Origin of the sequence: Marinovum sp. 2_MG-2023 (genome assembly GCF_030548265.1) — a bacterium.
Lineage (GTDB): Bacteria > Pseudomonadota > Alphaproteobacteria > Rhodobacterales > Rhodobacteraceae > Marinovum.
The window spans coordinates 48,802-73,951 of record NZ_JAUOSD010000013.1; the positions used below are offsets into that span (position 1 = coordinate 48,802).

The following is a 25,150-nucleotide window of genomic DNA, read 5'->3' on the forward strand; positions in this document are numbered from 1 at the left end:
GCCGAGGAGCTGCTCCCCGGACCTTGTTCAATACGCCCGCCATTGAAACAGGAGGTCAGAGCGGTGTCAGATTCGATGCCATCTGGCGGCCATCACGGCCTTCTTCCAGCTCAAACTCCACCTTTTGATTGTCGGCCAATCCGGTCAGGCCAGATTGCTGGACCGCCGAAATATGCACAAAGACATCTTTGCCGCCGCCATTGGGTTCAATAAACCCGTATCCTTTTGTGGTGTTGAACCACTTCACGGTGCCTGTTGGCATGTCCGCGTCTCCTTCAAATTCGCTTTGGGGGTGCTGCCAGCCCCCCGGATATTGGTTGTTTATCCGCCTCTCAGCGCGTCATTTCGGCTGATCATCGGGGTCACGACAAAAAGGATTGCACGGCTTTGTAAAAAATCAAGGACAAGGCGCTGGTCCTCGGGCGGATGGGTGATATTTTATGCAGTGCTGATTTTGAGGGAAAAACATGCGACTCTTCGGTCTCAAGACCTGTGACACCTGCCGCAAGGCGCTGAAAACTTTGGAAAATGCCACGTTTGTCGATGTTCGCGCCGAGGGTGTGCCGGGGGATGTTCTGGACCGGGCGTTGGAAATCTTTGGCGAAAAAATGATCAACACGCGTTCCACCACCTGGCGCAATCTGTCGGCAAAGGCCCGCGAAACACCCCCGCGTGAGCTTTTGATTGCGCATCCAACCCTGATGAAACGCCCGCTGATCGAGGATGGTGCGACGCTCTATCTTGGCTGGGGCGCAGATGTGCAGGCCGCGTTGGTGAAATAGGCGGGGAAAGGCGGGAATAATTCCCGCCTTGGAACTCTGCCCCGCAACCCTTACCTGACTGTCAGGCAATCAATAAAGGAGCCACAATGCGCAATGCAGCACTGACCCTTGGGGTGATTGGCGGCGTGATCGCGATGATCGTCGGGTTTTTCAGTTATGGCTATACCGAGGCGGTGAACCGGTTTGGCGAGATCGACGGATTGGCCGAACAGGTCGGCAATATCGAATTGATTCGCGCGGCTGCGGTGCTGTCGCCGCTGTTGGCGATTGCCGGTGGCGCGATGGCCAAGGCGCGGGCGCTTTGGGGCGGCATCGCCATGTTGCTGGCCTGTGGGCTGATGTATGTTGCTTATGGCTTCAACGTTGGCACGATGTTCCCGATCGCCTTTACCGGCCTTGGTGGCGTTCTGGCGCTGGCTGCGGGCAAACCGGATGAGGAAAAGGCGCATTTCTGACAATTCCACCACAATCTACCCGCGCGTCGGCGCCTTGGCGGTGGTGATCGAGGGGGATCGTGTCCTTCTGGTCCGTCGGGGCGCGGACAAGCCCGATGCGGGTCTCTGGGGGTTTCCCGGCGGCCATGTCGAGGCCGGTGAAACCGTGCATGCAGCCGCCCTGCGGGAATTGTCAGAGGAAACCTGCCTCTCTGCGCAGGCGGTCGAAACCCTGATGTGTCTTGATCTGATCCGGCATGACGCTGCTGGCGCGCTGCTGTTTCATTATCTGTTGATTGCCGTGCGCTGCACCGGGGTACAGGGGGTCTTGATGGCCTGTGATGATGCGGCGGCCGCCGAATGGCATTTGATTACAGATGTGCTGAGCCAGAAGATCCCGCTCAGCACCGATGTGGATACGGTCGTCAAACGTGTGCTGGGGCGCGATTAATCCTCGACCCGCCCCAGGACCGTCCGGCTCAGCACCCGGTCAAGCGACAGCGCGCCGGCCCCTTTGACCACCAGCACCACAAGCAAGAACACCCAAAACGCCCGCTGATCCAGGATCACGCCATCCGGCATCCGGTCAAACCACGCACCAAGTGTTGCGGCATGTTCGATGCCGCCGTGGCCATAGAGATCGGTCAAGCTTTGCACGGCGATAAATCCGATCATTCCCAGCGCCGCCAACCGTGTCGCCAGACCCAGCACAATCATCAACGGCAGGATGAATTCGGCCCAGGTGCCCGCGACAACAACCAGCCAGTGAAACACGCCCAGTTGACTGGAATCGTAACCGACAGCTTCAAACGCCTTGGGGAAAATCTGGGCATAGGCCCCGGTTGACGGCACCAAAAAGCCGAACAACCCGTCGCCCAGTTTCGTCACCCCGGAATTCCAGAAATACAGCAGCAATACAGCGGCAAACACAAACCGCGCCAGCAAAGGCAACAGCCCGGAAAGGCCGCGTTCAATTGCGTCAAAAATCATGTCATGCAGATTCACAAGTGCGGTCATTTCGTGTCTTTCTTCAAGTATGTCAATGCATTGGCCCCCAGAAGAAGGCCCAATAGCGGCGATAGGTCAAAGCCCGGATCTTGGGCCAGGGCGGCCTCATATGCGGTGCCAAGCGTGGCGTTCGCCTGCAACGCCGTGATGAAATCTGCGCCACCCGGCGCCAGAACATGTGGTTCCGGGTCAAACTCTGCCCGCAGGATCAGCGCATCCTCGGCCACGCCTTGCGGTTTTGGCGCGCCGGGCCGCATGTTATAGGCCCAAAGCGACACCACCGGATAGGACGAGCGCAACAGGCGCAGCGACGGGGCCAGCCCCAGCCGCGCGGCCATCAATTCCTCTGGGGCAATTGCCAGCGCCTCTGCCGCCAGCGGCACATGATCTGCCGCGTGATAGCTTTCGCGGAGGCCAAATTCCAGTCGCGCCACATCGCCCAGATAGGGATATTTTGCCAAGGGTGCGAAACCTTGCAGAAAATCCCCGAAGCCATGGCCGAAATACATCATCCGCGCGCTGTCGGGCGGCGCGGCGCGCAGGTACATTGCGGCCAGATTCTTGAAATTCACCTCTCCCAAAAGTTTCGCCACGGCCGGGAACCCGGTCAGCAAAGCATCACCCAGAGAGGTTGCGATATTGTTGCGATAGACGTCATAGCGTCGCCCGGCGGGGCGGCCTGCGCCGTCTTGCAATCCGGTCGGGATCTCGGCGCTGCCATCCAGCAAAGCGGCGCGAAAGTCGGCCTGGGTTGTCATGCCGGCACCTGTGCCGACAGGCGGGCCAGCGCGGTTGCGGCGCGGCAGGCTTCTGCCCGCAGCACATCCCACTCCGGCACGTCATTGTCCCATTCCACCAACAGGGGGCGCGGTCCGGCGCGCTCCAGCGTGTAATCCAGCAAGGCCCAGACCGGATCCACCACTTCGCGTCCGTGGCTGTCGATCAACAGCGGCGCGCCGTGGTCGTCCTCATCCTCGTCATGTCCGCCCAGATGAATTTCCCCGACCCGGTCCAGCGGATAGGCATCAATATAGCTCTGGGGGGAAAAACCCAGGTTGGTCGCCGAGACAAACACATTGTTCACATCCAGAAGCAGACCACAGCCGGTGCGATGGGCCACTTCGTTCAGAAACGCCGGTTCTTCCCAGGTACTTTCGGCAAAGGCCAGATATGACGACGGGTTTTCCAGCAGCATTTGCCGTCCGACCACGGTCTGGACCTGATCAATATGATCGCAAATCCGCGTCAGCGTGGCATCGGTATAGGGCAGGGGCAGCAGGTCGTTCAGAAAATGGCTCTCATGCGTCGACCAGGCCAGATGTTCGGAAAACCGCGCTGGTTGCAGCCAGTCGCACAGGTGTTTCAGCCGGGCGAGATGGTCGGCATCCAACGGCCCCTCGCCACCAATTGACAGGCCGACGCCATGTACCGACATGGCAAATCTCTCTGACAGGGCGCGCAATTGCGCCAGGGGTCTGCCACCATCCCCCATGTAGTTTTCTGCATGCACCTCCAGCCATTCCACTGGCGCGGCGTTTGTCAGAATGTCCGAATAATGCTGTGGTTTATAGCCAACTCCGGGTGCGGCTGGCAGATCAGGAAAGTGATGGCTGGCATCAGGCATGGCGCGTCCCCAATTCAAAAAAAAGGGTGGGCAGATCTGCCCACCCCAAGCCTAGCGTAAGGCTGAGCAACCTGCCCAGCCTTATGTTGCATCAGCCTTGCGGCAGGTCGCGGTCCAGAGCTTCGAGCGAGCCCATGCGTTCGGAACCGTCTGCCATTGCAGGCAGTTCGATTTCGGCACAGGTGCCGGCATCTACCAGCGTCCATGCGTTGCCTTGGTAATCAACGGTGGATGTGCCGGCGCAGGTTGTGCCGGGGCCGGCGGCGCAATCATTGGCGCCTGCCATGGAAACACCGAAGCATTTTTCCTGCGCTTGTGCGGTGGCTGTGGAGGCCTGAGCGGCAAGAGCGGCAGCAACGGCACCGGCAACGGCAACGGTTTTCATGATATTCGACATAGGTACATCCCTTTTTGTCATGTGTCTCAAGTGTTTGGTCCAAGCCATCCCTGCGGTGGCTGTCCAAGATTATGCCGTGGAAACGTCAATAAGCACTTCACAGCGCCGTGGGTCACGGATGCGTAATCACCTGTCAGGGCTGCGTGATGCTGCACCTGCGAGAAACATGAAAAAAGTGTTTAGAATCAAAACGGGGCGCCCCGGCAATTGTGACGCCCCGCATGGTTCCAGCGCTGGAATGTTACAATTGGTCCGGCGGGGTGGCCGCCAGGCCCAATTCGTTCACGACATCGGCCAGAGATGTTACAGTGGTTTGCTTCTGTCCCAGCCGCCGCACGGTCAATGTCCGCTCTTCTACTTCGCGTGCACCAACCGCCAGGATCACCGGCACCTTGCCCAGCGAATGCTCGCGGACCTTGTAGTTGATCTTTTCATTGCGAATGTCGGCTTCGGCGCGCACGCCTTTGGCCCGCAGGGCCGCCACGACCTCGTGCACATAATCGTCTGCGTCCGAAATGATCGAGGCGACAACAACCTGACGCGGCGCGAGCCAGAACGGCAACTTGCCTTCCCAGTTTTCGATCAGAATGCCGATGAACCGCTCAAAGCTGCCCAATGTGGCGCGGTGCAGCATATAGGGGCGGTGTTTGTCGCCATCGGCGGCAATATAGCTGGCACCCAGCCGTTCGGGCAGATTCGGGTCAACCTGAAAGGTGCCGCATTGCCAGACCCGGCCAATTGCATCGGTCAGATAGAAGTCGAGCTTCGGTCCGTAAAACGCGCCATCGCCCGGCTCCAGCGTATAGTCACGCCCCACGGCCTTGATCGCGTTTTCCAACGCGTTCTCGACATAGTCCCAGCTCTCTTCGGTGCCGACCCGTTTTTCCGGGCGGGTGGCGAATTTGATCTCGAACTCGGCAAAGCCCAGCTCTTCATACACATTGGCAAGGAAGTCGATGAAGCGGGCGCATTCTTCCTGAATCTGCTCTTCGGTACAGAAGATATGCGCATCGTCCTGGGTAAAGCCGCGCACCCGCATGATGCCATGCAGCGCGCCCGACGGTTCAAACCGCGCGCAAGAACCGAATTCCGCCAACCGCAGCGGCAGATCGCGATAGGATTTGAGACCCTGATTGAACACCTGCACGTGGCAGGGGCAGTTCATCGGTTTCAACGCATTGATACGTGTCTGGCCCTTGTCCTTGACCGCGGCATCATCGTTTTCGCCATCGCGGCTTTCGTCGACTTCAACCACAAACATGTGGTGCTGGTATTTGTCCCAGTGGCCCGAAGCCTCCCACAATTTGCGGTCGACGACCTGCGGGGTGTTGATCTCTTTGTATCCACCCGCGCGCTGTTTGCGGCGCATGTAATCCTGAAGCTGGGTATAGATGGTCCAGCCGTTGGGATGCCAGAACACCTGACCCGGCGCTTCTTCCTGCATGTGAAACAGGTCCATCTCGCGGCCCAGTTTGCGGTGATCGCGCTTTTCGGCCTCTTCGAGGAAGTTGAGGTATTTGCGCAGGTCTTCCTTGTTCTGGAAGCCGACGCCGTAGATCCGCTGCAACATCTGCCGTTTGCTGTCGCCGCGCCAATAGGCACCGGCCACGCTCATCAGCTTGAAGCCATCTGCCGGAACCTGCCCGGTGTGCTGCAAATGCGGACCCCGGCAGAGATCCTGCCACTCGCCATGCCAATACATCCGCAGCGGCTCGTCGCCCGGAATGGCGTCGATCAGTTCGACCTTATAAGGTTCGCCGTTGTCTTCGTAATGTTTGATCGCGCGGGGGCGGTCCCAAACCTCGGTGCGGACGGGATCACGTTTGTTGATGATCTCGCGCATCTTCTTTTCGATCTCGCCCAGATCTTCGGGGGTGAACGGCTCTGCCCGGTCAAAGTCATAGTACCAGCCATTGTCGATCACCGGCCCGATGGTGACCTTTACATCCGGCCAAAGCGCCTGCACCGCGCGCGCCATGATATGCGCCAGATCGTGCCGGATCAGTTCCAGCGCCGGGGCGTCGTCCTTCATGGTGTTGATCGCGATCTGCGCATCGCTCTGGATGGGCCACTGCATATCCCAGTGCTGGCCATCAATGGTGGCCGAAATCGCCTTTTTGGCGAGGGATTTTGAAATGTCAGCAGCCACATCCGCAGGGGTCACGCCAGCCTCATAGCTGCGTGCATTGCCGTCGGGAAAAGTAAGGGAGATTTGAGCCATGTTTGGGCCTCCTCGTCGGTTTGGCGCCTACTGAACGCCCGGTTGCGGGTATGTGGTGGGGCGATTTGAACCGCAACCCACCCTATGTCAAGCGCGAAGCCCGATCTGACGGCAAATCGGACCAGCGCATTTTAATCAGATCGCGGCAAACACCGCATAGGCCAGCAGCAAGATGCACAGCCACCCGGACACAAAGATTATGGGCCGCAGCGGCGAACGCGCCAGACCGCTGATCATGCCGATGGCATGCGCCACCCGCAGCCAGAAAAACGCAATGGCGGTCCAATAGGTCAGCGCGCTGAACCCGCTGACCGCATTCAGGACCAGCACCAGCACCGCAAACGGCAGCGCCTGTTCCAGCAGGTTCAGATGCGCCCGATGCGCACGGTGGACCCAGGCCGGAAATGCCCGCAAATCCGAAGGCCGGTCAAACGGATCGCCTGCGATCTCTGATTTGCTCACCCCAACGATATAGGGAATCCAAAGCGACGCCGCGAGGATCATCAAACAGGTTAAAACGCCCAGTTCGGTTGGAAAATGTTCCATCATGCGACTCCTTTCAGGGCGACACCGGTTTCCAGATAGGATTTGAGCGAGGCCGCCAGCCGTGCCCAGCCTTCGCCAAAGCCTTCTTGACCCGGCGCAATATTGTAATGTTGTATGGTCAGCTTGCAGATGTCGGCCTGTTCCCCGCCTTGCGGCTCGATCAGGTAAACCATGCTGGACGATGGCGCATCCGGTCCCATGAATTTCGGCTCGAACGTCATTTCGATCCGGCTTTTGGGGTCCAGCGCCTGGGCCACCTGTTGCAGCATCACGCTGCCATCGGGGCGGATGAATTCCACCACGTTGCCCGGCGCCACATCGCCGCGCACCTCGTTGCACAGAAAATGATAGGCCGCCATTTGATCGGCCTTGGTCAGTGCCTCCCAGAGTGCATCCTGAGTGCAGCGGATAAAGGTTTGCATCATGAAATCGGGTTTCCCCATTCGGGTCTCCAGTTCGAGCAGTGTTTTCAGATCAAGAATTGAACGGGTCTGTTGCCGCAGAAATGGCGAAACCCAGCGGTCGACCATGTCCTGCAAGGGCAGAGGGTTGAGGTAGTGATATTTGAACCGACCTTCGCGGCGGGTGATGATCAGATGCGCCTGTTCCAGCACCTTCAGGTGTTTCATCACCCCGAACCGGGTCATTTCCAGCTGGTCTTCCAGCTCGGACAGCGACTGGCCGTCCTTGGCACGCAGGAAATCCAAAAGCGCGCGGCGGGCGGGATCATTGAGGGCTTTGAAAAGTGCATCCATGGAATCGATTATAGGTGATTAAACAGTCACGTGACAATAGGGTCACCTAATTTTCACATTCCCCCATTCCCCCATTCGCCCATTGCGCCCGGCGCGTTGCATTTGCATATTCGGGAAAACTTGGGGGTTTTCATGGCCGAGCACCGCATTCTTGACACCGAACAGGGGCGTCACATCGCCTATCACAAGGCCGCCGGGCAGGGCCCGACCGTGGTGTTTCTGGGCGGTTTCAAATCCGACATGGCCGGGACCAAGGCAGTCTGGCTGGAAGACTGGTGCCGGGCAAAAGGACGTGCGTTCCTTCGGTTCGATTATTCCGGCCACGGCGTCAGTTCCGGTGCATTTGAAGACGGCTGTATCGGCGATTGGGCCGAGGATGCCGAGGCGGTGATCCGCGCCACCTGTGACGGGCCGCTGGTGCTGGTTGGCTCGTCCATGGGCGGTTGGATTTCGCTTTTAATGGCACAGCGGCTCGGCAATATTGCCGGGATGGTCACCATTGCTGCCGCGCCGGATTTCACCGAAGACGGGTTCTGGGCCAGCTTTGGCGAAACCGAACGCGACGAAGTCATGCAACAGGGCTATCGCGATGTGCCGTCAGAATACGGTGATCCCTATCGCATCACCCGCCGCCTGATCGAAGATGGCCGCACCCGTCTGGTGTTGCGCAGCCCGCTTGCCTTGCCGTTTCCGGTGCGCTGTATGCAGGGCACAAACGACACCGCCGTCACCCGCGACACTGCACTGCGGTTGTTGGATCATGCCGATTGCCCCGACATCTCGCTGACGTTCCTGAAAGGGGCCGATCACAGCTTTTCCGCGCCCGATTGTCTGCCGCTGATCGCCCGCGCGATTGACGAGGTGAGCGGTCTCTGACCGACAAATAGGCTGGACTGACAGGGGAAGGCCCAGAGCAGGGGACAGCCCAGTGCGCCCAACTCCGGCGCGCCCAACTCCGGTGTGCCCAATCGGGTGCACCCGGGGTTTTCCTTGCAGGATACTGACCGTCAGACCCCGATTTCCGGTCCCAGACACAGCATCGGTTCATCGTTGCGGTTTGCTTCATAAAGCAATGTGCCTTCGGGATCGTTTTGAAACCGCGCCACAAGTCCGCCGCCGGAACCACGTTCAAACGACCAGCATTGCGGATCTGGCCGGTCTTCATAGACAAAACAGATCAGGCCGTTGGCGTCTTCGTACCATTCGCCTTCGCGACAGCGTCCATCCAGAAAGGACCAGCGCACGCGGCGGTTTTCCATATATTCCTCGACCCCGTATTCCCGGCCCTCGGCACCGTAATACAGTGTTTTTCCGGTGGTATAGGCCTCGAACTCGGCCGCGGACATGTCCACAGCAAAGGCAGATGTGGCCGAAATGACAACGGCAGAGCTGGTCGCAAGAACAGATTTCAACATGGGTCATGTTCTGCCAGATGCACCCCGCCGGGAGCAAGTCACAAATCCGCAACCAGCCTTATCCAGCCGGGTTCTGCCATTTGGCGACCCGTGGATCCATGATGCGCCGCCATTGCCCCGGCCAAAGCGCGATCAGCGCCATGACCGGCAGCGGATAGGGCAGGGTGGGCATCGTATCCTGGCTGAGCACAAGGCCGGGATATGCCACGCCGGGGCGCATATGGTGATCGGAATGGCGCGGGGCGTTCAGCATCATCGCCGAGGACAGCCAATGCGGCGCATTCCAGCTGTGCTGTGGCCCGCAAGGTTCCAGTTTCCCGTTGGCGTCACGGCGGCGGAACAACCCGTAATGCTGCACATAATCCGATAGCAAATGTTGGCTCTGGACATGCAGGGCAATCGCACCCAGCGTCAGAATGCCGGCAATTCCGCCGATCCCTGCCGCCACCAGTACCGTCGCCACAGAGCCCAGTGCATATTGGGTATAGGGGTGCATTCCGGTCTTCTTCGCCCGTTTGCGCCGTGCGGTTTCCGCCGCCTTTCCCGCCGCATATTCACCGCGCAATGCCCGCAGGGCAAAACGGTAGTAACTTATGCGTCCTTGCGGCGAATTCGGATCATCGGGCGTTGCCACATGCACATGATGCACCAACGGATGGGCCGAGGCATGATGGCCATAAAGCACCGATACATAGACCGCCTTGCCCAGGGTGCGCAGATGACGGTTGCCCCGGTGGATCAATTCATGCGCATTGGAATTGCTGACCTGACCAAAGAACAGGCCAAACCCCAGAAAGGCCCCGAATTTTTCGGCGCCGCTGGCGGGCCCCATGCCGGACACCACGTGAACCGCCAAGGCCAACAGCGGGAAATGCACCAGCGCCAGCACCACCGACAGCCCGGTTCCCGCCGGAAATTCCACCCCGGGATCGGCGGGGGCGGCCTTGGATTTCACCTGATCCAGCCCCGCGACAAGGCAGGTGATATAGGCCAAGGCCCCCCAAACCCAGAACCCGCCAAAGAAGCCCGCCGCAAACAGCAGCAGGACCGGAACAAGGGTGGCAAAGGTAAATCGGGTCAATTGAACGAAAATCCAAACAGATGTCAGCCGCCATTAAACGGCAAAAGTGTTTCCGATAGGGTAACTATCGCCAAGATCCCGACAAGAAGGAACGCAAAAGCAACGTGATTGCCCGGTAAATTGTCGCATTTGACCTCGCGGATGGTCGGAACGGTTTCTATGGTCAGGCAGAGAGCGGAGGTAGACAAAATGGCAGCAGCGAACGGCAAAGGTGTCTGGAAATCGGGCCGGGGCAAGGGGCGTCACACCCCCAAGGGCCGTCAATTCGACGATACCGCCCTGGCGGAGGTTCAGACCCTGCTGGGCGATCGGCCCCGCCGTCGTGATCTGTTGATTGAATTCCTGCATCTGATCCAGGACGCCCACGGCCATCTGTCTGCCCGTCATCTGCGTGCGCTCTGCGAAGAGATGAAACTGCCCATGGCCGAGGTCTGGGAAGTGGCAAGCTTCTATGCCCATTTCGACCCCCTGCGGGAAGAAGATCCTGCGCCGCCGCCGCTGACCATTCGGGTCTGTGACTCGTTAAGCTGTGAATTGGCTGGCGCCAAAGAGCTGCGGTTGGCGCTTCAGGACGGTCTGAACCCGGACCAGATCCGGGTTCTCCGCGCGCCCTGCATGGGGCGCTGTGACACCGCGCCGGTGTTGGAATTGGGACACAAACATATCGATCATGCGACAGTGGACAAGGTTCAGACCGCTGTGGCGAACGGCGACACCCATGCGGAAATCCCGCCATTTCAGGACCTTGCCGCATATTGTGAAGGTGATGGATACAAAACCCTTACCAAATTGCGCACTTCTGGCAATTGGCAGGCGGTCCAGGACCAGATCCTGGCCTCTGGCCTGCGCGGATTGGGCGGGGCCGGGTTTCCGTCGGGCAAGAAATGGGGCTTCGTGCGCGACAATGCCGGGCCGCGTTATCTGGCGGTGAATGGCGACGAGGGCGAGCCGGGCACATTCAAGGATCGGTTTTACCTTGAGCGGGAACCGCATGTGTTTCTGGAAGGTATGTTGATCGCCGCCTGGGCCGTCGAGGCCGAGACCTGCTTTATCTATATGCGCGATGAATATCCGGCGGTGCTGGAAATTCTGCGCCGGGAAATCGCAGCATTGGAGGCCGCCGGCCTTGTGGCGCCGGGGTATATCGACCTGCGCCGGGGGGCGGGGGCCTATATCTGTGGCGAAGAAAGCGCGATGATCGAAAGCATCGAGGGCAAGCGCGGCATGCCGCGTCACCGCCCGCCCTTTGTCGCGCAGGTCGGAATTTTCGGCCGCCCGACCTTGGTACATAATGTCGAAACTCTGTATTGGGTGGCCCGGATCTGCCGCGAGGGGCCTGATGTGCTGGCCGCAGTTGAAAAGAATGGCCGCAAGGGCCTGCGGTCCTATTCCGTGTCCGGGCGGGTGGCCGCGCCCGGTGTCTACCTTCTGCCCGCCGGATCGACGATCACCGATATCATTGCGGCGGCGGGGGGCATGGCGGCGGGCCACCGCTTCAAGGCCTATCAGCCGGGGGGGCCGTCCTCGGGCCTGTTGCCCGCGTCAATGGACGATATTCCGCTGGATTTCGACACCTTGCAGCCACATGGCACCTTCATCGGATCGGCGGCGGTGGTGGTTCTGTCGGATCAGGACCGTGCACGCGACGCCGCCCTGAACATGTTGCGGTTTTTCGAGGATGAAAGCTGTGGCCAATGCACGCCCTGCCGGGTGGGCTGTGAAAAAGCGGTCAAGCTGATGCAGGCGGATCACTGGGACCAACCGCTGTTGGAAGAGATCTGTCAGGCGATGGCGGATGCATCAATCTGTGGTCTGGGGCAGGCCGCGCCAAATCCGATCCGCATGACCATGGCGCATTTCCCGGACGAGGTCTGACCGCAGGATCTTTGACATCAGTAATTCTTGTAAACCACACAGGAACAGCCGCGCGCACGGGCCTTGCGGCAAATCTCTTCTGATTCGTCGCGGTCCATCCGGCTGACGCGGGCCATCCAATATCCTTCACGACCCCGCACCCGGTTTTCCACATGCACAAAGTCGGGCGCGTCGCCCACCACGTTGCGACAGGCCCGGGTGGCGCGGGTGAAATTGGTTTCTGCACGGTCGCGGCTGGTGCCAAAGGCCAGCTGCGCGCCCCATTTTGCCAGTTTTGGGATCGGCCGCAGCCGGGGTCGCAGGCTGCGCTCCGAAGGGTCAAGGATCATCGGCGCGCTTCGTGGTGGCAGCGGCACCAGATCGGGCAGCGGTTCCCCCCAGCGCCCGGCGATCCACTCCACGCAAGCCGGGTGAAAGGCCACATCGACCGCCAGCGGCGGAATCTCTGCCCGCCCGGCCAGATCGGCGGGAAGCTCGCGCCAGATCTCGGGAATATGTCCGGTTGTCAGGATGATGAAATCGACGCTGGCCGGGGGAATGCCGCCACCACCCATGAAGGTTTCGACCTGTTCGGTGCCCGCAAAATGCGCCAGGGCGGCAAGACCGGGATTGCCATAGTCCTCTTGCAGGGCCGCAAGTGCCGTGGCGGTCGCTACGATGGCCTCGGCGTCGGTGTCTTCAGCGCCTTCCCAAACCGCCCGCGCCAGAAAATCCACTGACAGGCCGGTGGTTTCCGCCGCGGCCGCCAATGCGTCGCAGGTCCGCACCGCGTCATGGTGCGGGCCTTCCGCCATACCTTCGGCCGCGCGCAAGGGGGGCGCGAAAAGCAGACATAACACAAGACCCAGACAAAGAGACCACATGGCATCAGTCATGGCAGCCGTGCGATTCAAGTCAACCGGCCCTTTTCCTTGTGACGACAAAGTTATAGGTCAAGATCAAAGGAGATGCCTGCCCATGTCGTTATTCGGGAAGCTGAAAGATCGGTTGTTCAAATCCTCGTCCAAGCTGGACGAAGGGCTGGAGGCAATTGTTGGCGACGGTGGAGAGGTTTCGGCGGAGGTGCCGAACGACACCTCTGGGCGCGCAGCTGGCGTCGCACCGGCAAGCCCAACAGCGGAAAGCTCAACGCCGGCAAGCCCAACACCGGCAAGCTCTGCACCCACAAGCCCCGAACCAACAAGCCCGGAACCGGCCCCAGAGCGCGCCGCGCCAGAGGAGCTGCCGGAAAAGACCCCAGAGGAACTGCCGTCAGAGACCCAATCGGAAATTCCGATGGCGACACCAACCGAAGTGCCGCAAAGCGTGACGCCGGTGGAAATCCCGGTCCCTGCCGCGACACCCGCCACAACGCCCAGTGCCCCCGCTGACCGCAAGGCCCCCGCTGACCGCAAGCCCGGATTGATCGGGCGCATGTTGGGGCGCGGCAGTGCCCCCGAGGTGCTGCGCCGGACGCTGGATGATGACATGCTGGAACAGCTCGAAGAGCTGCTGATCGCATCGGACATGGGCGTCGATACCGCGCTGCGCGTGACCGCCAATATGGCCGAAGGCCGGTTTGGCCGCAAACTCTCGGTTCAGGAAATCAAGGAGCTGCTGGCACAGGAAATCACGCGGGTGATGGACCCGGTGGCAAAACCCCTGCCGCTTTATGCCAAAAAGCCCCAGGTCGTTCTGGTGGTGGGCGTGAACGGGTCGGGCAAGACCACAACCATCGGCAAACTCGCCAGCCAGTTCCGCGCCGCAGGCAAAAACGTGGTGATTGCGGCGGGCGATACCTTTCGCGCTGCCGCCGTCGAACAGCTCCAGGTCTGGGGGGATCGCGCCGGCGTGCCGGTCCTGACCGCGCCCGAAGGGTCCGATCCTGCCAGCCTGGCCTTTGACGCCATGGAGCAGGCCGCGCGGGATGGCGCGGATCTTTTGCTGATCGACACGGCCGGCCGCCTTCAGAACCGCAAGGATCTGATGGAAGAACTTTCCAAGATCGTGCGGGTGATCCGCAAGAAAGACCCCGATGCGCCGCATAACACCCTGTTGGTGCTGGATGCCACAACCGGACAAAACGCATTGTCGCAGGTCAAAACCTTTCAGGAACTGGCCAATGTCACCGGCCTGGTGATGACCAAACTCGACGGCACCGCCAAGGGCGGCGTTCTGGTGGCGCTGGCCGACAAATTCGGCTTGCCGATCCACGCCATTGGCGTCGGCGAAAAGATCGACGACCTCGCGCCCTTCGATCCCGAAGATTTCGCCGCCGCCCTGACCGGATTGGATCGCTGAGCGGATGCGGGGCACCGGTCCTTCTTCTGTTCAAAAATATCCCGGGGGAGACGCCAAAGGCGTCGGGGGCAGCGCCCCCAATGTCGTGAGATCTGAATGAGCGCCTGGCTGATCTCCCTTGAAGGGACCGAAATGGGCCAGCAACTGGCGCTGGGTCTGGCGGTGCTGGCGGCGTTTTTGCATGCGGTGTTTGGCGCGCTGCAAAAGGGGCAGCATGACCCCTGGCTCAGCCGCGGGGCGATTGATGCCTCTTACGGGCTGATGGCCGCGCCCTTTGCGTTGTTTGTCGTGCCCTGGCCAGAGCCGCATATGTGGTTGATTTTCCTCGGCGCTTTCGTGATCCACATGGTCTACAAAATCCTCCAGGCCATGGCCTATAGCAAGGGTGCCTATACGGTTGTCTATCCGGTGGTGCGCGGCATGGGCCCGTTGTTCACGGTGATTGGCGCTGGCGTCCTGTTCGGCGAGGCCTTTACCGCCGCGCAATGGATCGGGGTTCTGGTCTTGTTGGCGGGGATTTTCGGGTTGGCGATCTACAACCTGATGTTCCTCGAAACGGCGCGCGATACACTGCCGCTGGCGCTGGGGCTGGCGATGATCACCGGATTGTTTGTTGCGCTTTACACCACCTATGACGCCTATGGCATTCGCGCCACGGCGGATCCGTTCACCTTTCTGGCGTGGTTCTTCATGATCGACGGTCTGGGCATGCCCATTCTGGCGGCCCTGCATTGGCGCAAATTGCCGGTGACGCCAAGGGTGGCCCCGCTGATGTTGCGCGGCTGGATTGGCGGCATGGTGGCCTTTGGCAGTTTTGGCTCGATCATGGTGGCCACCCGTTTGGGGCAGGTCGGCGAAGCGGCGGTCTTGCGCGAAACCTCGACGGTGTTTGCGGCCTTGATCGGCTGGTTGATATTGCGCGAAACGGTGGGACCACGCCGCATTGCGCTGATGACGTTGATTGCGGCCGGGGCCGTGATCGTGGAACTAGGGGGCTAAGCCATTATGGCAGACAAGAAGCAGATCAATCCATTGGTGAAACAGGTGCTGGAACTGGGCCCGCCGTTGGCGTTCTTTGGCCTTTACCTGTGGATGAAGGAAGATGTCTTTACGATAGGCGGCACCGAATATTCCGGGTTCATCCTGGCGACGGTGTTGTTTGTGCCCATCATGTTGGCCGCCATGGGCGCGCTTTGGTATCTCACCGGAGAGCTGAGCCGCATGCAGGTCTTTACCGCGATCATGGTGATCTTCTTTGGCGGGCTGACCGCCTGGTTCAACGATGAACGCTTCTTCAAGATGAAGACCACCTTGGTTTATGGCTTCTTTGCGCTGCTGTTGGGCATCGGCCTGGCGCGGGGGAAATCCTATCTGGCCTATGTGTTGTCCGATGCCATCGACATGCAGGAAGAAGGCTGGATGATCCTGACCCGGCGGCTGTGTCTGGCGTTTCTGGGCTTGGCGGTGGCCAATGAAATCGTCTGGCGCACGATGAGCACCGATCTCTGGGTCAAGATCGAGACCTTCGGCTTTCCGATTCTGCTGTTTGTCTTCATCTGGTCGCAGTTTGCGGTGCTGCAAAAGTATATGGAGCTTGGCGAAGACTGACGCGCTGGCGCCCATTGCGGCCTGACCCGGCGGTGTGCGACCTTCGTGTCGCGGGTCAGGTTGGCGCCTTTGAGGCGAATGGCAGGCTGGGCAGGCCGATGCGGCGCGGCAAGATCCGGGTCCAGCGGCGATCTTCGCTGACCGGGAGGCAATGGTCCAGCGCCTGGGGTGTCAGCGTACCGGTCAGGAGCGCCCGATACAGGGCAAAGACGCCCGGGCGCAGATAGGGCGACCAATGGCAAATCAACCGGGATGGCGGCGCGATGCGGTATCCGATGCGGGCCAATGCGGCCAGTGCCGCCGGATCGTCCAACAGCACCGGGCGCAGGTTTGCGGCGGAAATGGTGCCAAGCGCGCGATCACCGCGCCTCGGCGCGGGCACCAACCATTCCAACAGACAATCATAAAGATCGTTTTCCCGGCTGGTGACATGCACCACCTGCGCCGTTTGCCCGGCCGGGGTGGCCAGCGCAGCGGTCGCTGTGCTTCGGTATTCTGCGGCGGACATCAGGATCAGCCGCGACAGATCCTTTGGACCCAGATGTTGCAGCGCACAAAGCGCAACCCGCGCGCCCAGCGAATGCGCCAGCACATGCACCTCGCGGCTGCGATCAATGGCCCGGATCTGACGCACCAGTTTTGCCATTGCGCGCCCGGCGCGGGCGGCTTCGCGGTACGCGCGGCGAATGGTGCCACGTCCGTCCCAGCCAAAGGCAATCGCAAATCCCGCCTGATCTAGCCCAGCCTGATCTAGCCCAGCCTGACCCAGTTCGGCCTGACCCAGCCCGACCTGACCCAGACCCGCCTCACCCAATCCTGCCTGACGTTGATCCACGCCAAATCCCAGATGACGCGGCCAGCTGACAATGCGGTTCGATCCGCCGGTGGGGCGCATCGCATACAACAGATCATGTGGGCAATGTCCGGCCCGGCCGGGCCCATAGCGATACCCATGCAACATCAGGACCACGGGGCCGGGGCGTTCCAGTGCGGTGCGCAGAAGGGAGTCCAGCGATGGGCCTTCCGGGCCGCCATGCGGCTGGGGGTTGTCCCCACATGCATTCACCCTCAGAAGCGCCATCTGCGTGCCTCCACTACATCTTGTAGCCTGCCGATAAAGGAATGCTATGACGCCGGAATGAAGGCTGGGTTACAGCACCGTGACGGTCTTGACCCGAATGGCGCAACACCGTAATAGGATCGCGTGGCGATTTGTTACCGGATTGCGGGCCACGTTAAATAATTCCGCTAAAAGGTCAGGACGAAAGCCCCCGTTCGCTTGGCCGCGCTCGGGGGCTTTTGTATTTGAAGGAAAGAACATGACGAACGACGACACGCAGTCCAAAGGCTGGAACAGCCGCACCAAGCTTGTGCATGGCGGTATCCGCAGGTCGCAATACAACGAAGTCAGCGAATCGATTTTCCTGACCCAGGGATTTGTCTACGACAGCGCCGAACAGGCCGAGGCCCGGTTCATCGAGGCTGGCCCAGATGAATTCATCTATGCCCGCTACGGCAACCCCACGGTGAAGATGTTCGAAGAACGCATCGCCCTGCTGGAAGGGGCGGAAGACGCTTTTGCCTGTGCCAGCGGCATGGCGGCGGTGCAGGGCGTGCTGTTGGCGCTGGTGAAGGCCGGCGATCACGTGGTTGCGGCGCGGGCGCTGTTTGGCTCTTGTCTTTACGTGCTGGAAAACGTGCTGACCAAATTCGGCGTGACCCTGACCCTGGTTGATGGCACCGATCTGGACGCCTGGCGCGCGGCGATGCGCCCGGAAACCAAGGTCTGTTTCTTCGAATCCATGAGCAACCCGACGCTCGAAGTCATCGACATCGAGGCCGTGGCCGAGATTGCCCATGCGGGCGGCGCGCTGGTGGTGTCGGACAATGTGTTTTCCACCCCGATCTATTCCGATGCCATCGCCCAAGGGGCGGACATCGTGACCTATTCCGCCACCAAACATATGGATGGCCAGGGCCGGGTGCTGGGCGGGGTGATCCTTGGCACGCGGGACATGATCCGCGGGACCATCGAACCCTTCATGAAGCACACGGGCGGTGCGCTTTCGCCATTCAACGCCTGGGTGTTGCTCAAGGGTTTGGAGACCATGGATTTGCGGGTGCGGGCACAGACCGCGACCGCGCTGAAACTGGCCGAAGCGCTGGAGGCCGATGACCGCATCAATCGGGTCAGCTATCCCGGTCTGGCCAGCCACCCGCACCATGCCTTGGCCATGCGGCAGCTGGGGGCTGGCGGCACGGTGGTCAGTTTTGAGATCAAAGGCGGGCGCGAGGCGGCGTTTGCCTTCCTCAATGCTTTGGAAATTGCGATCATTTCCAACAACCTCGGCGATGCAAAATCCATCGCCACGCCACCGGCCTTTACCACGCACCAGCGGTTGCCGGACGATCAAAAGGCCACGCTGGGAATCACCCCTGGATTGATTCGGTTCAGCTGTGGGTTGGAAGACCCTGACGATTTGCTGGCAGACATTCAGCAAGCGCTTAAAAAATCAGCAGATCAGGCGGGCTGATAGCAAAACGGCAAAGCTGCGCCTGTTTTGTGCAGGTGCAGCATTTTGGGCTGGAAATACCAATGCAAACGCGGCATTAAGAAGGCAGATTAAATTACCGGGCTTTTCATGACCAAGTTTCTGCTCTCTGCTGCGTTCATTGCATCTGTTGTTTTGCCCGCTTTGGCCGAGCAGGTCAGCGCCCTGTCAGAAAAAGCCGAGCCGTTTGTCGCAACCGCAGATGAAACCACGGCATTGGCTGTTCTTGGCGGCACCGCAGCACTGACACTGTTGGTCGCTTCGGATTCTGAACCTTCCCGCGTTACCAGAACCGCCCTCAACTTCTAAGATCCCTTTTGGGCGGATTTGTGACGCGTTCCAGGATAGATTAAGGTCAAATTTTCCGGAAACGGATGATTTTGCACGATATACTTTAACCTGATGTGGCCACCCTTTACCTTTTATTAGGCGGACAATGGAATTTTGCGCCAAGAGCGCCTACATTGTCGCTTGCTCGCGTTGAAAGGGGTCGTGCATGAACGTCCAGACACCAAAGATTAATCGCTTGCCCAGCCGGGACGAGGCCGAGGCGGCGCTCGACCTGTTGCGGCGATATGCGAGCGGGACCGGACAATCGGACCTGACCTATCCGGTAATGCATCGGGCTTATCCCACTGATTTTTCGGTGGATGCGGCCTATAAGGCCAGCTTGCCAGATCTGCAGAACGGCCCTGCATCACTCATTCGCGGTGCAAATGAACCGATCCAGCATGTCGGGATTTCCAACTTTCGTTTGCCGATCCGCTATCTCACGCGGGGGCAGGGCGATCTCAACCTGGAAACCTCGGTCACCGGTTCGGTAAGTCTTGAGGCCGACAAAAAAGGCATCAATATGAGCCGCATCATGCGGTCGTTTTATGAGCATGCGGACAAGACATTCAGCTTTGAGGTCATGGAGGCCGCGCTGGATGATTACAAAACCGATCTGGAAAGCTTTGACGCGCGCATCCAGATGCGGTTTTCCTTTCCCATGCGCCGCGACAGCCTGCGATCCGGGCTGAGTGGATATCAATATTACGACATCGCGCTGGAGTTGATCGAACAGGACGGCGCGCGCCATCGGATCATCCATCTGGATTACGTCTATTCCTCGACATGCCCATGTTCATTGGAGTTGAGCGAACACGCACGGCGCGAGCGCGGGCAATTGGCAACGCCACATTCCCAACGATCCGTCGCGCGCATTTCGGTCAAGGTGCAGGGCGAAAAATGCCTTTGGTTCGAAGACCTTATTGACTTGTGCCGCCGGGCCGTTCCGACCGAAACCCAGGTGATGGTCAAACGTGAAGACGAACAGGCATTCGCAGAATTGAACGCCGCCAATCCGATCTTTGTCGAAGATGCGGCGCGACTGTTTTGTGGTGAACTACAGGCGGACTCGCGGGTGGGCGATTTCCGGGTGGCCGCCAGTCATCAGGAAAGCCTGCATTCACATGATGCGATTTCGGTCCTGACCTCTGGCCCGACGTTCGAAAGTGCCAGCATTGATCCGCGATTTTTCGCGTCGCTGTTTCACGTCGGCTAGGCGCCTCGGCGGCAGTCGGCGATCAATGTCGTCTGTCACTTGCGATGCGCGGCTTCGATTGCCGCGCATTTTTCGGCCACGTCGCCACGACGAACGCCGCGCGTTCAGATCGTGCATCGCCCCAAAATCGCAGCCAAATCTAGGGACATTTTCCCACAGTAGGCGCTACATTCGTTTGCTTGTCTTGACACCCCGGCAAGCGGGGTCCAACGCTTTGCCGCATGTTTGATATTCGCCCCGTCGGATACGTGATCGGATTGTTGGTGGCCTGTCTTGGCGCCACGATGTTTCTGCCTTTCCTGGTCGATCTGGCCGAGGGGCGGGGCCATTGGCCTGTTTTTGTCGAAAGCGGCGTGGTGACAATATTGTCCGGCGGCCTGATGGCTTTGGCCTGCTCCAATGGGGTCAAGTCGGGACTTTCGATCCAGCAGACGTTTTTGTTGACCACCGGTGTCTGGTTGGCGCTGCCGGTGTTTGGCGCTTTGCCCTTCATGATCGGCGCGACAGAAGCACGCTATGTCGATGCGTTTTTTGAGGCGATGTCGGGGCTGACGACAACCGGCTCTACCGTTTTCACCGGATTGGATACGCTGCCCAAGGGGCTGTTGTTGTGGCGGGGGCTGCTGCAATGGTTGGGCGGGATCGGCATCATTGTCGTTGCCATGGTTTTCCTGCCGGAGTTGCGGGTCGGCGGCATGCAGATCTTTCGTGCCGAAAGCTTTGACACAATGGGCAAAATCCTGCCCCGCGCGACGCAGATCGCCAGCCAGATCTCGGTGATCTACGTCAGCCTGACATTGGCCTGCGCGCTGCTGTATATCCTGTTTGGCATGGATCCGTTTGATGCATCCGTCCATGCGTTGACCACGATTTCCACAGGCGGTTTTTCGACCTATGACGCCTCTTTTGGGGCCTTTACCGGGCCGATGGAATATGTCGCTTCGGTGTTCATGATCCTCGCCGCTTTGCCGTTTGTACGGTACGTGCAGCTGGTCAACGGATCTGCCCGGCCATTGTTTCGCGACAGCCAGGTTCGGGTCTTTTTGCTGACCATCGCGGTGCTGGTCGTGTTTTCGACCGCCGTGCTGTTGATGGTCTTTCCGCATCACCCGGAACAGGCATTCCGCGAAGCCTTGTTCAATATCTCGTCGATCATATCGGGCACCGGCTATGCAAGTGTCGATTACATGGGCTGGGGCCCGTTGATGATTTCCCTGTTCTTCTTCATCGGGCTTATCGGCGGCTGCGCGGGATCCACCGCCTGTTCCGTCAAAATCTTCCGCTACCAGCTGCTGTTTGCTTCAATCCGGGTACAGTTGAAGCGCATCCGCTCACCGAATGGTATCTTCACCACACGTTTCGAAGGGCGCGCCGTGGGGGAGGATGTTCTTAGCTCGGTGATGTCGTTTTTCATGTTCTTCGTGGTGTCTTTGGGTGTTTTGGCGGTGCTTCTGTCTGCGACGGGCCTCGACTTTGTCACGTCGATTTCCGGTGCTGCGACGGCCCTCGGCAACATCGGCCCCGGACTTGGTTCCGTCATTGGTCCGGCGGGCAATTTCGCCACCTTGAACGATACCGCGAAATGGCTGTTGTCGGTGGGGATGCTGGTCGGGCGACTGGAATTGCTTGCGGTCTTTGCCATCCTGACCGTGAACTTCTGGCGGGCGTAAAGAGTTTCATGCCTCCGGCGGGGATATTTCCGGTCAGATGAAACGGTTCCTTAACCATAACAGTCGACATTTGGATCTGCGGTACAGGCTGGGAAGCCGATGACCGCGTCAGGTGAAAGCCCCCGGTTGTTTGAGCGCTGATGCATCTCGCCTCGGTGTCTTGAACACTGGGGGCTGAGCTTTCATCTGACTGAAAATATCCCGGGGGGCCCGAAGGGTGGGGGCAGAGCCCCCTCTTACCTTGAAACAGGATTCGATGTGAACAGAAGGCGAACAGGCTTTTCAGGGCCGGCCGAAGTGTCTATGTTCGCCCCCATGAGCAATTTTGACGATATTGATGCATTCGAAGCGGCCTCCAGTCTGTCGCAACGTGCCATGGCGGCGCGGCCCGCGCCCTATCTGGATGGCTTGAACTCGGCGCAACGCACCGCGGTTGAGGCGCTGGATGGTCCGGTCCTGATGCTTGCAGGCGCGGGGACCGGCAAGACCAAGGCGCTGACCACCCGGATTGCCCATTTGCTGAACACCGGTCGGGCCCGGCCAAATGAAATTTTGGCGGTGACCTTTACCAACAAGGCGGCGCGCGAAATGAAAGTGCGCGTCGGGCGGTTGCTGGGGCAGGTGGTCGAGGGGCTGCCGTGGATGGGCACCTTTCACGCGATTGGCGTCAAATTGTTGCGCCGTCATGCGGAACTGGTGGGGTTGAAATCCAACTTTACCATTCTGGATACGGATGATCAGATCCGGTTGTTGAAGCAACTTCTGTCGGCTGCCAACATCGACGACAAACGTTGGCCGGCGCGCCAGTTATCGCATATCATTGATGGCTGGAAAAACCGGGCCTGGACACCGGACAATATCCCCGCCGCAGAGGCCGGGGCGTTTAACAATCGCGGTGTCGAGCTTTACGCCCAGTATCAACTGCGGCTGCGGGAATTGAACGCCACCGATTTTGGCGATCTGTTGCTGCATTGCGTCACGATCTTTCAGAAACATGACGACGTTCTGGCGCAATATCAGCGCTGGTTCCGATACATTCTGGTCGACGAGTATCAGGATACCAACGTCGCCCAATACCTCTGGCTGCGGTTGTTGGCGGGAGGGCACAAGAACATCTGTTGCGTCGGCGATGATGATCAGTCGATCTATGGCTGGCGCGGGGCCGAGGTCGGCAATATCCTGCGGTTTGAAAAGGATTTTCCCGGCGCCACGGTGGTGCGGCTGGAGCAGAACTATCGCTCGACGCCGCATATTCTGGCGGCGGCCGGGGGGGTGATTGCCGGCAATCAGGGCCGGTTGGGCAAGGAATTGTGGACCGAGGCCGAGGCGGGCGAAAAGGTGCGTCTGATTGGCCATTGGGATGGCGAAGAAGAGGCGCGCTGGATCGGCGAAGAGATCGAGGCGATGCAGGGCGGCACCCGTGGCATGCGTGGTTTCAGCCTGGATGACATGGCGATTCTGGTGCGGGCATCCCATCAGATGCGGGCGTTCGAGGATCGGTTTCTGACCATCGGTTTGCCATACCGGGTCATCGGCGGCCCACGCTTTTACGAACGTTTGGAAATTCGCGATGCGATGGCGTATTTCCGGGTGGTGGTCAGCCCCGAGGATGATTTGGCGTTTGAGCGTATCGTGAATACGCCAAAACGGGGGCTGGGCGACAAGGCACAGCAAACCATTCAGCGTCTGGCGCGTGAAAACAATGTGCCACTGGTTGCCGGGGCCCGGATTGCCGTTGATTCTGGTGCGATCAAGGGCAAGGGCGGCAACGCCTTGGCGGGGTTGATTGACGGCTTGGCGCGCTGGGGGCGCATGACCGGCGACAAGGACCTGAGCCATGTGGAATTGGCACAGATCATTCTGGATGAAAGCGGCTATACCGCGCATTGGCAAAACGACAAGACGCCAGAAGCGCCGGGCCGACTGGAGAACCTCAAGGAATTGGTCAAGGCGCTTGAGGCCTTTGAAAACCTGCAAGGGTTTTTGGAACATGTCAGTCTGATCATGGACAACGAAAGCGAAGAGGCCGGCGCAAAAGTGTCGATCATGACCTTGCATGCGGCCAAGGGGCTGGAATTTCCGGCGGTCTTTCTGCCGGGGTGGGAAGACGGGCTTTTCCCGTCCCAGCGCAGCATGGATGAAAGCGGCCTCAAGGGCCTCGAAGAGGAACGCAGGCTGGCCTATGTCGGTATTACGCGGGCCGAAGAGGTCTGTACCATCTCCTTTGCCGCCAATCGGCGGGTGTTTGGCCAGTGGCAATCGCAATTGCCGTCGCGATTCGTGGACGAATTGCCAGAGGAACATGTCGATGTCCTGACCCCGTCGGGCCTGTATGGCGGCGGCGGTGGCGGCAGGGGCGCGCAAAGCTATGGCTCTGGGATTGAAACGCGTGTCGCCGAGGCGAATGTCTATAATTCACCGGGTTGGAAACGTTTGCAGGATCGGCAGAATCAACGCCCGATGTCGCAGCCGCGCGAAACCCGGAATACGGTAATAGATGCCACCGCGATCTCCAGCCATACGGTGGGCGAACGGGTGTTTCACCAGAAATTCGGCTATGGCAGCGTGATCGGGATCGAGGGTGACAAGCTGGAAATTCAGTTTGAAAAAGCCGGAACCAAGAAGGTGGTCGCAAGATTCGTCACCGGGTCCGATGATGTGCCGTTCTGATGGCGGATTGGGTGGCATTGATTCGGGCGATCGGGCCAGTCACCCATAAAAAGATGTCGATGGCGGATTTGCGCGGCGCGGTTTCGGCCCGTGGCCTGGATGATGTGCGCACGGTTTTGGCCACGGGGAACCTGCTGTTTCGTTCTGATGCCTCCGGCGATACTCCCGGCGGTGCCCTGCAAACTTTGATCGAAGAGGTTTTGATCGGCTTTGGTCTGTCGCTGCCGGGGAATTCCGTGGTTGTGATGACCCGCGCAGAACTGGGCCAGATCATGTCCGAAACGCCATTTGTGACAGAAACGACCACGCGACCGGCGCGGGTTCTGTATGTGGCCACGGCACGGGCGTTGGATGATGCCGCACGACAGCGCGCCGCCGATTGGGATCTGGGGCCAGAGCGGCTGGTCCCGGTCAGCCGCGGGCTGTTTGTCGACTATGTTGATGGTGTCGGTATGTCGAAATTGACACCGGCGCGGCTGGACAAGCTGATTGGTCAACCGGGGACGGGGCGCAATTGGAACACTTTGGGAAAATTGCTGAAGTCGCCCACCGCGCAATAGACCGCTGGGCGGGCATCATTGCCGCTCATGGCGTTCGCGACCGATGTCGCCGTTTGGCACTGAAATTCAGACCCCCGAAATAAAGAACGGCGGCACGGGAGGATGTGCCGCCGTCTTTATTTACCA

General features: G+C 59.7%; 26 protein-coding genes and 1 riboswitch. Of the genes, 14 read left to right on the forward strand and 12 right to left on the reverse strand.

Annotated elements, in window-relative coordinates:
- Window positions 1–55: 55 nt before the first annotated feature.
- Window positions 56–262 (reverse strand): cold-shock protein, encoded by a 207-nt coding sequence (locus tag Q4577_RS15000; protein WP_244691608.1) that lies wholly within the window; start codon window positions 260–262, stop codon window positions 56–58.
- A 205-nt stretch (window positions 263–467) separates the two neighbouring features.
- On the opposite strand from Q4577_RS15000, the gene Q4577_RS15005 reads away from it, so the two are divergent.
- From Q4577_RS15005 to Q4577_RS15015, 3 genes are all read left to right on the forward strand, one after another.
- Complete coding sequence (locus Q4577_RS15005) at window positions 468–782, forward strand: ArsC/Spx/MgsR family protein (protein WP_244691610.1); 315 nt, start codon at window positions 468–470, stop codon at window positions 780–782.
- 86 nt (window positions 783–868) lie between these two features.
- Window positions 869–1,237, forward strand: coding sequence for a hypothetical protein (locus Q4577_RS15010; protein WP_244691613.1), 369 nt, complete (start codon window positions 869–871; stop codon window positions 1,235–1,237).
- Window positions 1,215–1,667, forward strand: a complete 453-nt coding sequence (locus Q4577_RS15015) for an NUDIX hydrolase (RefSeq protein WP_303470477.1) — start codon at window positions 1,215–1,217, stop codon at window positions 1,665–1,667. The genes Q4577_RS15010 and Q4577_RS15015 overlap by 23 nt, the downstream gene beginning before the upstream one ends.
- On the opposite strand, the gene Q4577_RS15020 is transcribed toward Q4577_RS15015, so the two are convergent.
- From Q4577_RS15020 to Q4577_RS15050, 7 genes are all read right to left on the reverse strand, one after another.
- The gene (locus Q4577_RS15020; RefSeq protein ID WP_244691617.1) at window positions 1,664–2,233 is read right to left on the reverse strand and encodes a DoxX family protein; all 570 of its coding nucleotides are present in this window, start codon (window positions 2,231–2,233) and stop codon (window positions 1,664–1,666) included. The two genes, Q4577_RS15015 and Q4577_RS15020, sit on opposite strands and share 4 nt — an antisense overlap.
- Window positions 2,230–2,982 (reverse strand): DNA-binding domain-containing protein, encoded by a 753-nt coding sequence (locus Q4577_RS15025; protein WP_303470476.1) that lies wholly within the window; start codon window positions 2,980–2,982, stop codon window positions 2,230–2,232. The genes Q4577_RS15020 and Q4577_RS15025 overlap by 4 nt, the downstream gene beginning before the upstream one ends.
- On the reverse strand, window positions 2,979–3,848 hold the full coding sequence (locus Q4577_RS15030; protein WP_303470474.1) for a DUF692 domain-containing protein: 870 nt from the start codon (window positions 3,846–3,848) through the stop codon (window positions 2,979–2,981). Before Q4577_RS15030 ends, Q4577_RS15025 begins: the two co-directional genes overlap by 4 nt.
- A gap of 91 nt (window positions 3,849–3,939) precedes the next feature.
- Complete coding sequence (locus tag Q4577_RS15035; RefSeq protein ID WP_303470472.1) at window positions 3,940–4,245, reverse strand: DUF2282 domain-containing protein; 306 nt, start codon at window positions 4,243–4,245, stop codon at window positions 3,940–3,942.
- A gap of 241 nt (window positions 4,246–4,486) precedes the next feature.
- Window positions 4,487–6,466, reverse strand: a complete 1,980-nt coding sequence (gene thrS, locus Q4577_RS15040; protein WP_303470469.1) for a threonine--tRNA ligase — start codon at window positions 6,464–6,466, stop codon at window positions 4,487–4,489.
- Window positions 6,467–6,601: 135 nt separating this feature from the next.
- A complete protein-coding gene (locus Q4577_RS15045; RefSeq protein WP_303470466.1) occupies window positions 6,602–7,012 on the reverse strand; it encodes an MAPEG family protein in 411 nt (136 codons plus the stop codon).
- Window positions 7,012–7,767 carry a metalloregulator ArsR/SmtB family transcription factor gene (locus tag Q4577_RS15050; RefSeq protein ID WP_303470463.1) on the reverse strand — a complete coding sequence of 252 codons (756 nt, stop codon included), beginning with the start codon at window positions 7,765–7,767 and terminating at the stop codon, window positions 7,012–7,014. The genes Q4577_RS15045 and Q4577_RS15050 overlap by 1 nt, the downstream gene beginning before the upstream one ends.
- 132 nt (window positions 7,768–7,899) lie before the next feature.
- Between Q4577_RS15050 and Q4577_RS15055 the strand changes: the two genes are divergently transcribed.
- Complete coding sequence (locus Q4577_RS15055; RefSeq protein WP_303470461.1) at window positions 7,900–8,643, forward strand: carboxylesterase; 744 nt, start codon at window positions 7,900–7,902, stop codon at window positions 8,641–8,643.
- A 131-nt stretch (window positions 8,644–8,774) separates the two neighbouring features.
- Here the strand turns inward: Q4577_RS15055 and Q4577_RS15060 are convergent, their stop codons facing one another.
- Window positions 8,775–9,182, reverse strand: a complete 408-nt coding sequence (locus Q4577_RS15060) for a hypothetical protein (protein WP_303470458.1) — start codon at window positions 9,180–9,182, stop codon at window positions 8,775–8,777.
- Between the two features lie 58 nt (window positions 9,183–9,240).
- The gene (locus tag Q4577_RS15065) at window positions 9,241–10,263 is read right to left on the reverse strand and encodes an alkane 1-monooxygenase (protein ID WP_303470456.1); all 1,023 of its coding nucleotides are present in this window, start codon (window positions 10,261–10,263) and stop codon (window positions 9,241–9,243) included.
- 189 nt (window positions 10,264–10,452) lie between these two features.
- Between Q4577_RS15065 and Q4577_RS15070 the strand changes: the two genes are divergently transcribed.
- Window positions 10,453–12,138, forward strand: a complete 1,686-nt coding sequence (locus tag Q4577_RS15070) for an NAD(P)H-dependent oxidoreductase subunit E (RefSeq protein ID WP_303470454.1) — start codon at window positions 10,453–10,455, stop codon at window positions 12,136–12,138.
- A 17-nt stretch (window positions 12,139–12,155) separates the two neighbouring features.
- On the opposite strand, the gene Q4577_RS15075 is transcribed toward Q4577_RS15070, so the two are convergent.
- Window positions 12,156–13,013 carry a hypothetical protein gene (locus Q4577_RS15075; protein WP_303470452.1) on the reverse strand — a complete coding sequence of 286 codons (858 nt, stop codon included), beginning with the start codon at window positions 13,011–13,013 and terminating at the stop codon, window positions 12,156–12,158.
- 82 nt (window positions 13,014–13,095) lie between these two features.
- On the opposite strand from Q4577_RS15075, the gene ftsY reads away from it, so the two are divergent.
- The 3 genes from ftsY to Q4577_RS15090 all read left to right on the forward strand — a co-directional run bounded on the left by ftsY (window position 13,096) and on the right by Q4577_RS15090 (window position 16,026).
- A complete protein-coding gene (ftsY, locus tag Q4577_RS15080) occupies window positions 13,096–14,418 on the forward strand; it encodes a signal recognition particle-docking protein FtsY (protein WP_303470449.1) in 1,323 nt (440 codons plus the stop codon).
- A gap of 96 nt (window positions 14,419–14,514) precedes the next feature.
- Complete coding sequence (locus Q4577_RS15085) at window positions 14,515–15,417, forward strand: DMT family transporter (RefSeq protein ID WP_303470447.1); 903 nt, start codon at window positions 14,515–14,517, stop codon at window positions 15,415–15,417.
- Between the two features lie 6 nt (window positions 15,418–15,423).
- Window positions 15,424–16,026: an inner membrane-spanning protein YciB gene (locus tag Q4577_RS15090; protein ID WP_244687665.1), complete on the forward strand. Its 603-nt coding sequence runs from the start codon at window positions 15,424–15,426 to the stop codon at window positions 16,024–16,026.
- Window positions 16,027–16,081: 55 nt separating this feature from the next.
- Here Q4577_RS15090 and Q4577_RS15095 read toward each other — a convergent pair whose 3' ends face one another.
- Window positions 16,082–17,107: an alpha/beta hydrolase gene (locus Q4577_RS15095; protein ID WP_303470444.1), complete on the reverse strand. Its 1,026-nt coding sequence runs from the start codon at window positions 17,105–17,107 to the stop codon at window positions 16,082–16,084.
- Window positions 17,108–17,220: 113 nt separating this feature from the next.
- Window positions 17,221–17,298: riboswitch (SAM riboswitch) on the forward strand.
- A 47-nt stretch (window positions 17,299–17,345) separates the two neighbouring features.
- Between Q4577_RS15095 and metZ the strand changes: the two genes are divergently transcribed.
- The 6 genes from metZ to Q4577_RS15125 all read left to right on the forward strand — a co-directional run bounded on the left by metZ (window position 17,346) and on the right by Q4577_RS15125 (window position 25,024).
- Window positions 17,346–18,560 carry an O-succinylhomoserine sulfhydrylase gene (gene metZ / locus Q4577_RS15100; RefSeq protein ID WP_303470442.1) on the forward strand — a complete coding sequence of 405 codons (1,215 nt, stop codon included), beginning with the start codon at window positions 17,346–17,348 and terminating at the stop codon, window positions 18,558–18,560.
- Between the two features lie 108 nt (window positions 18,561–18,668).
- Window positions 18,669–18,887 (forward strand): hypothetical protein, encoded by a 219-nt coding sequence (locus tag Q4577_RS15105; RefSeq protein ID WP_303470439.1) that lies wholly within the window; start codon window positions 18,669–18,671, stop codon window positions 18,885–18,887.
- A 187-nt stretch (window positions 18,888–19,074) separates the two neighbouring features.
- A complete protein-coding gene (gene folE2, locus Q4577_RS15110) occupies window positions 19,075–20,124 on the forward strand; it encodes a GTP cyclohydrolase FolE2 (protein WP_303470436.1) in 1,050 nt (349 codons plus the stop codon).
- Between the two features lie 221 nt (window positions 20,125–20,345).
- Window positions 20,346–21,794, forward strand: coding sequence for a TrkH family potassium uptake protein (locus Q4577_RS15115; RefSeq protein ID WP_303470433.1), 1,449 nt, complete (start codon window positions 20,346–20,348; stop codon window positions 21,792–21,794).
- A 315-nt stretch (window positions 21,795–22,109) separates the two neighbouring features.
- Complete coding sequence (locus Q4577_RS15120) at window positions 22,110–24,464, forward strand: ATP-dependent helicase (protein WP_303470431.1); 2,355 nt, start codon at window positions 22,110–22,112, stop codon at window positions 24,462–24,464.
- 11 nt (window positions 24,465–24,475) lie between these two features.
- The gene (locus Q4577_RS15125; protein WP_303470428.1) at window positions 24,476–25,024 is read left to right on the forward strand and encodes a DUF1697 domain-containing protein; all 549 of its coding nucleotides are present in this window, start codon (window positions 24,476–24,478) and stop codon (window positions 25,022–25,024) included.
- The last annotated feature ends 126 nt before the right edge of the window (window positions 25,025–25,150 follow it).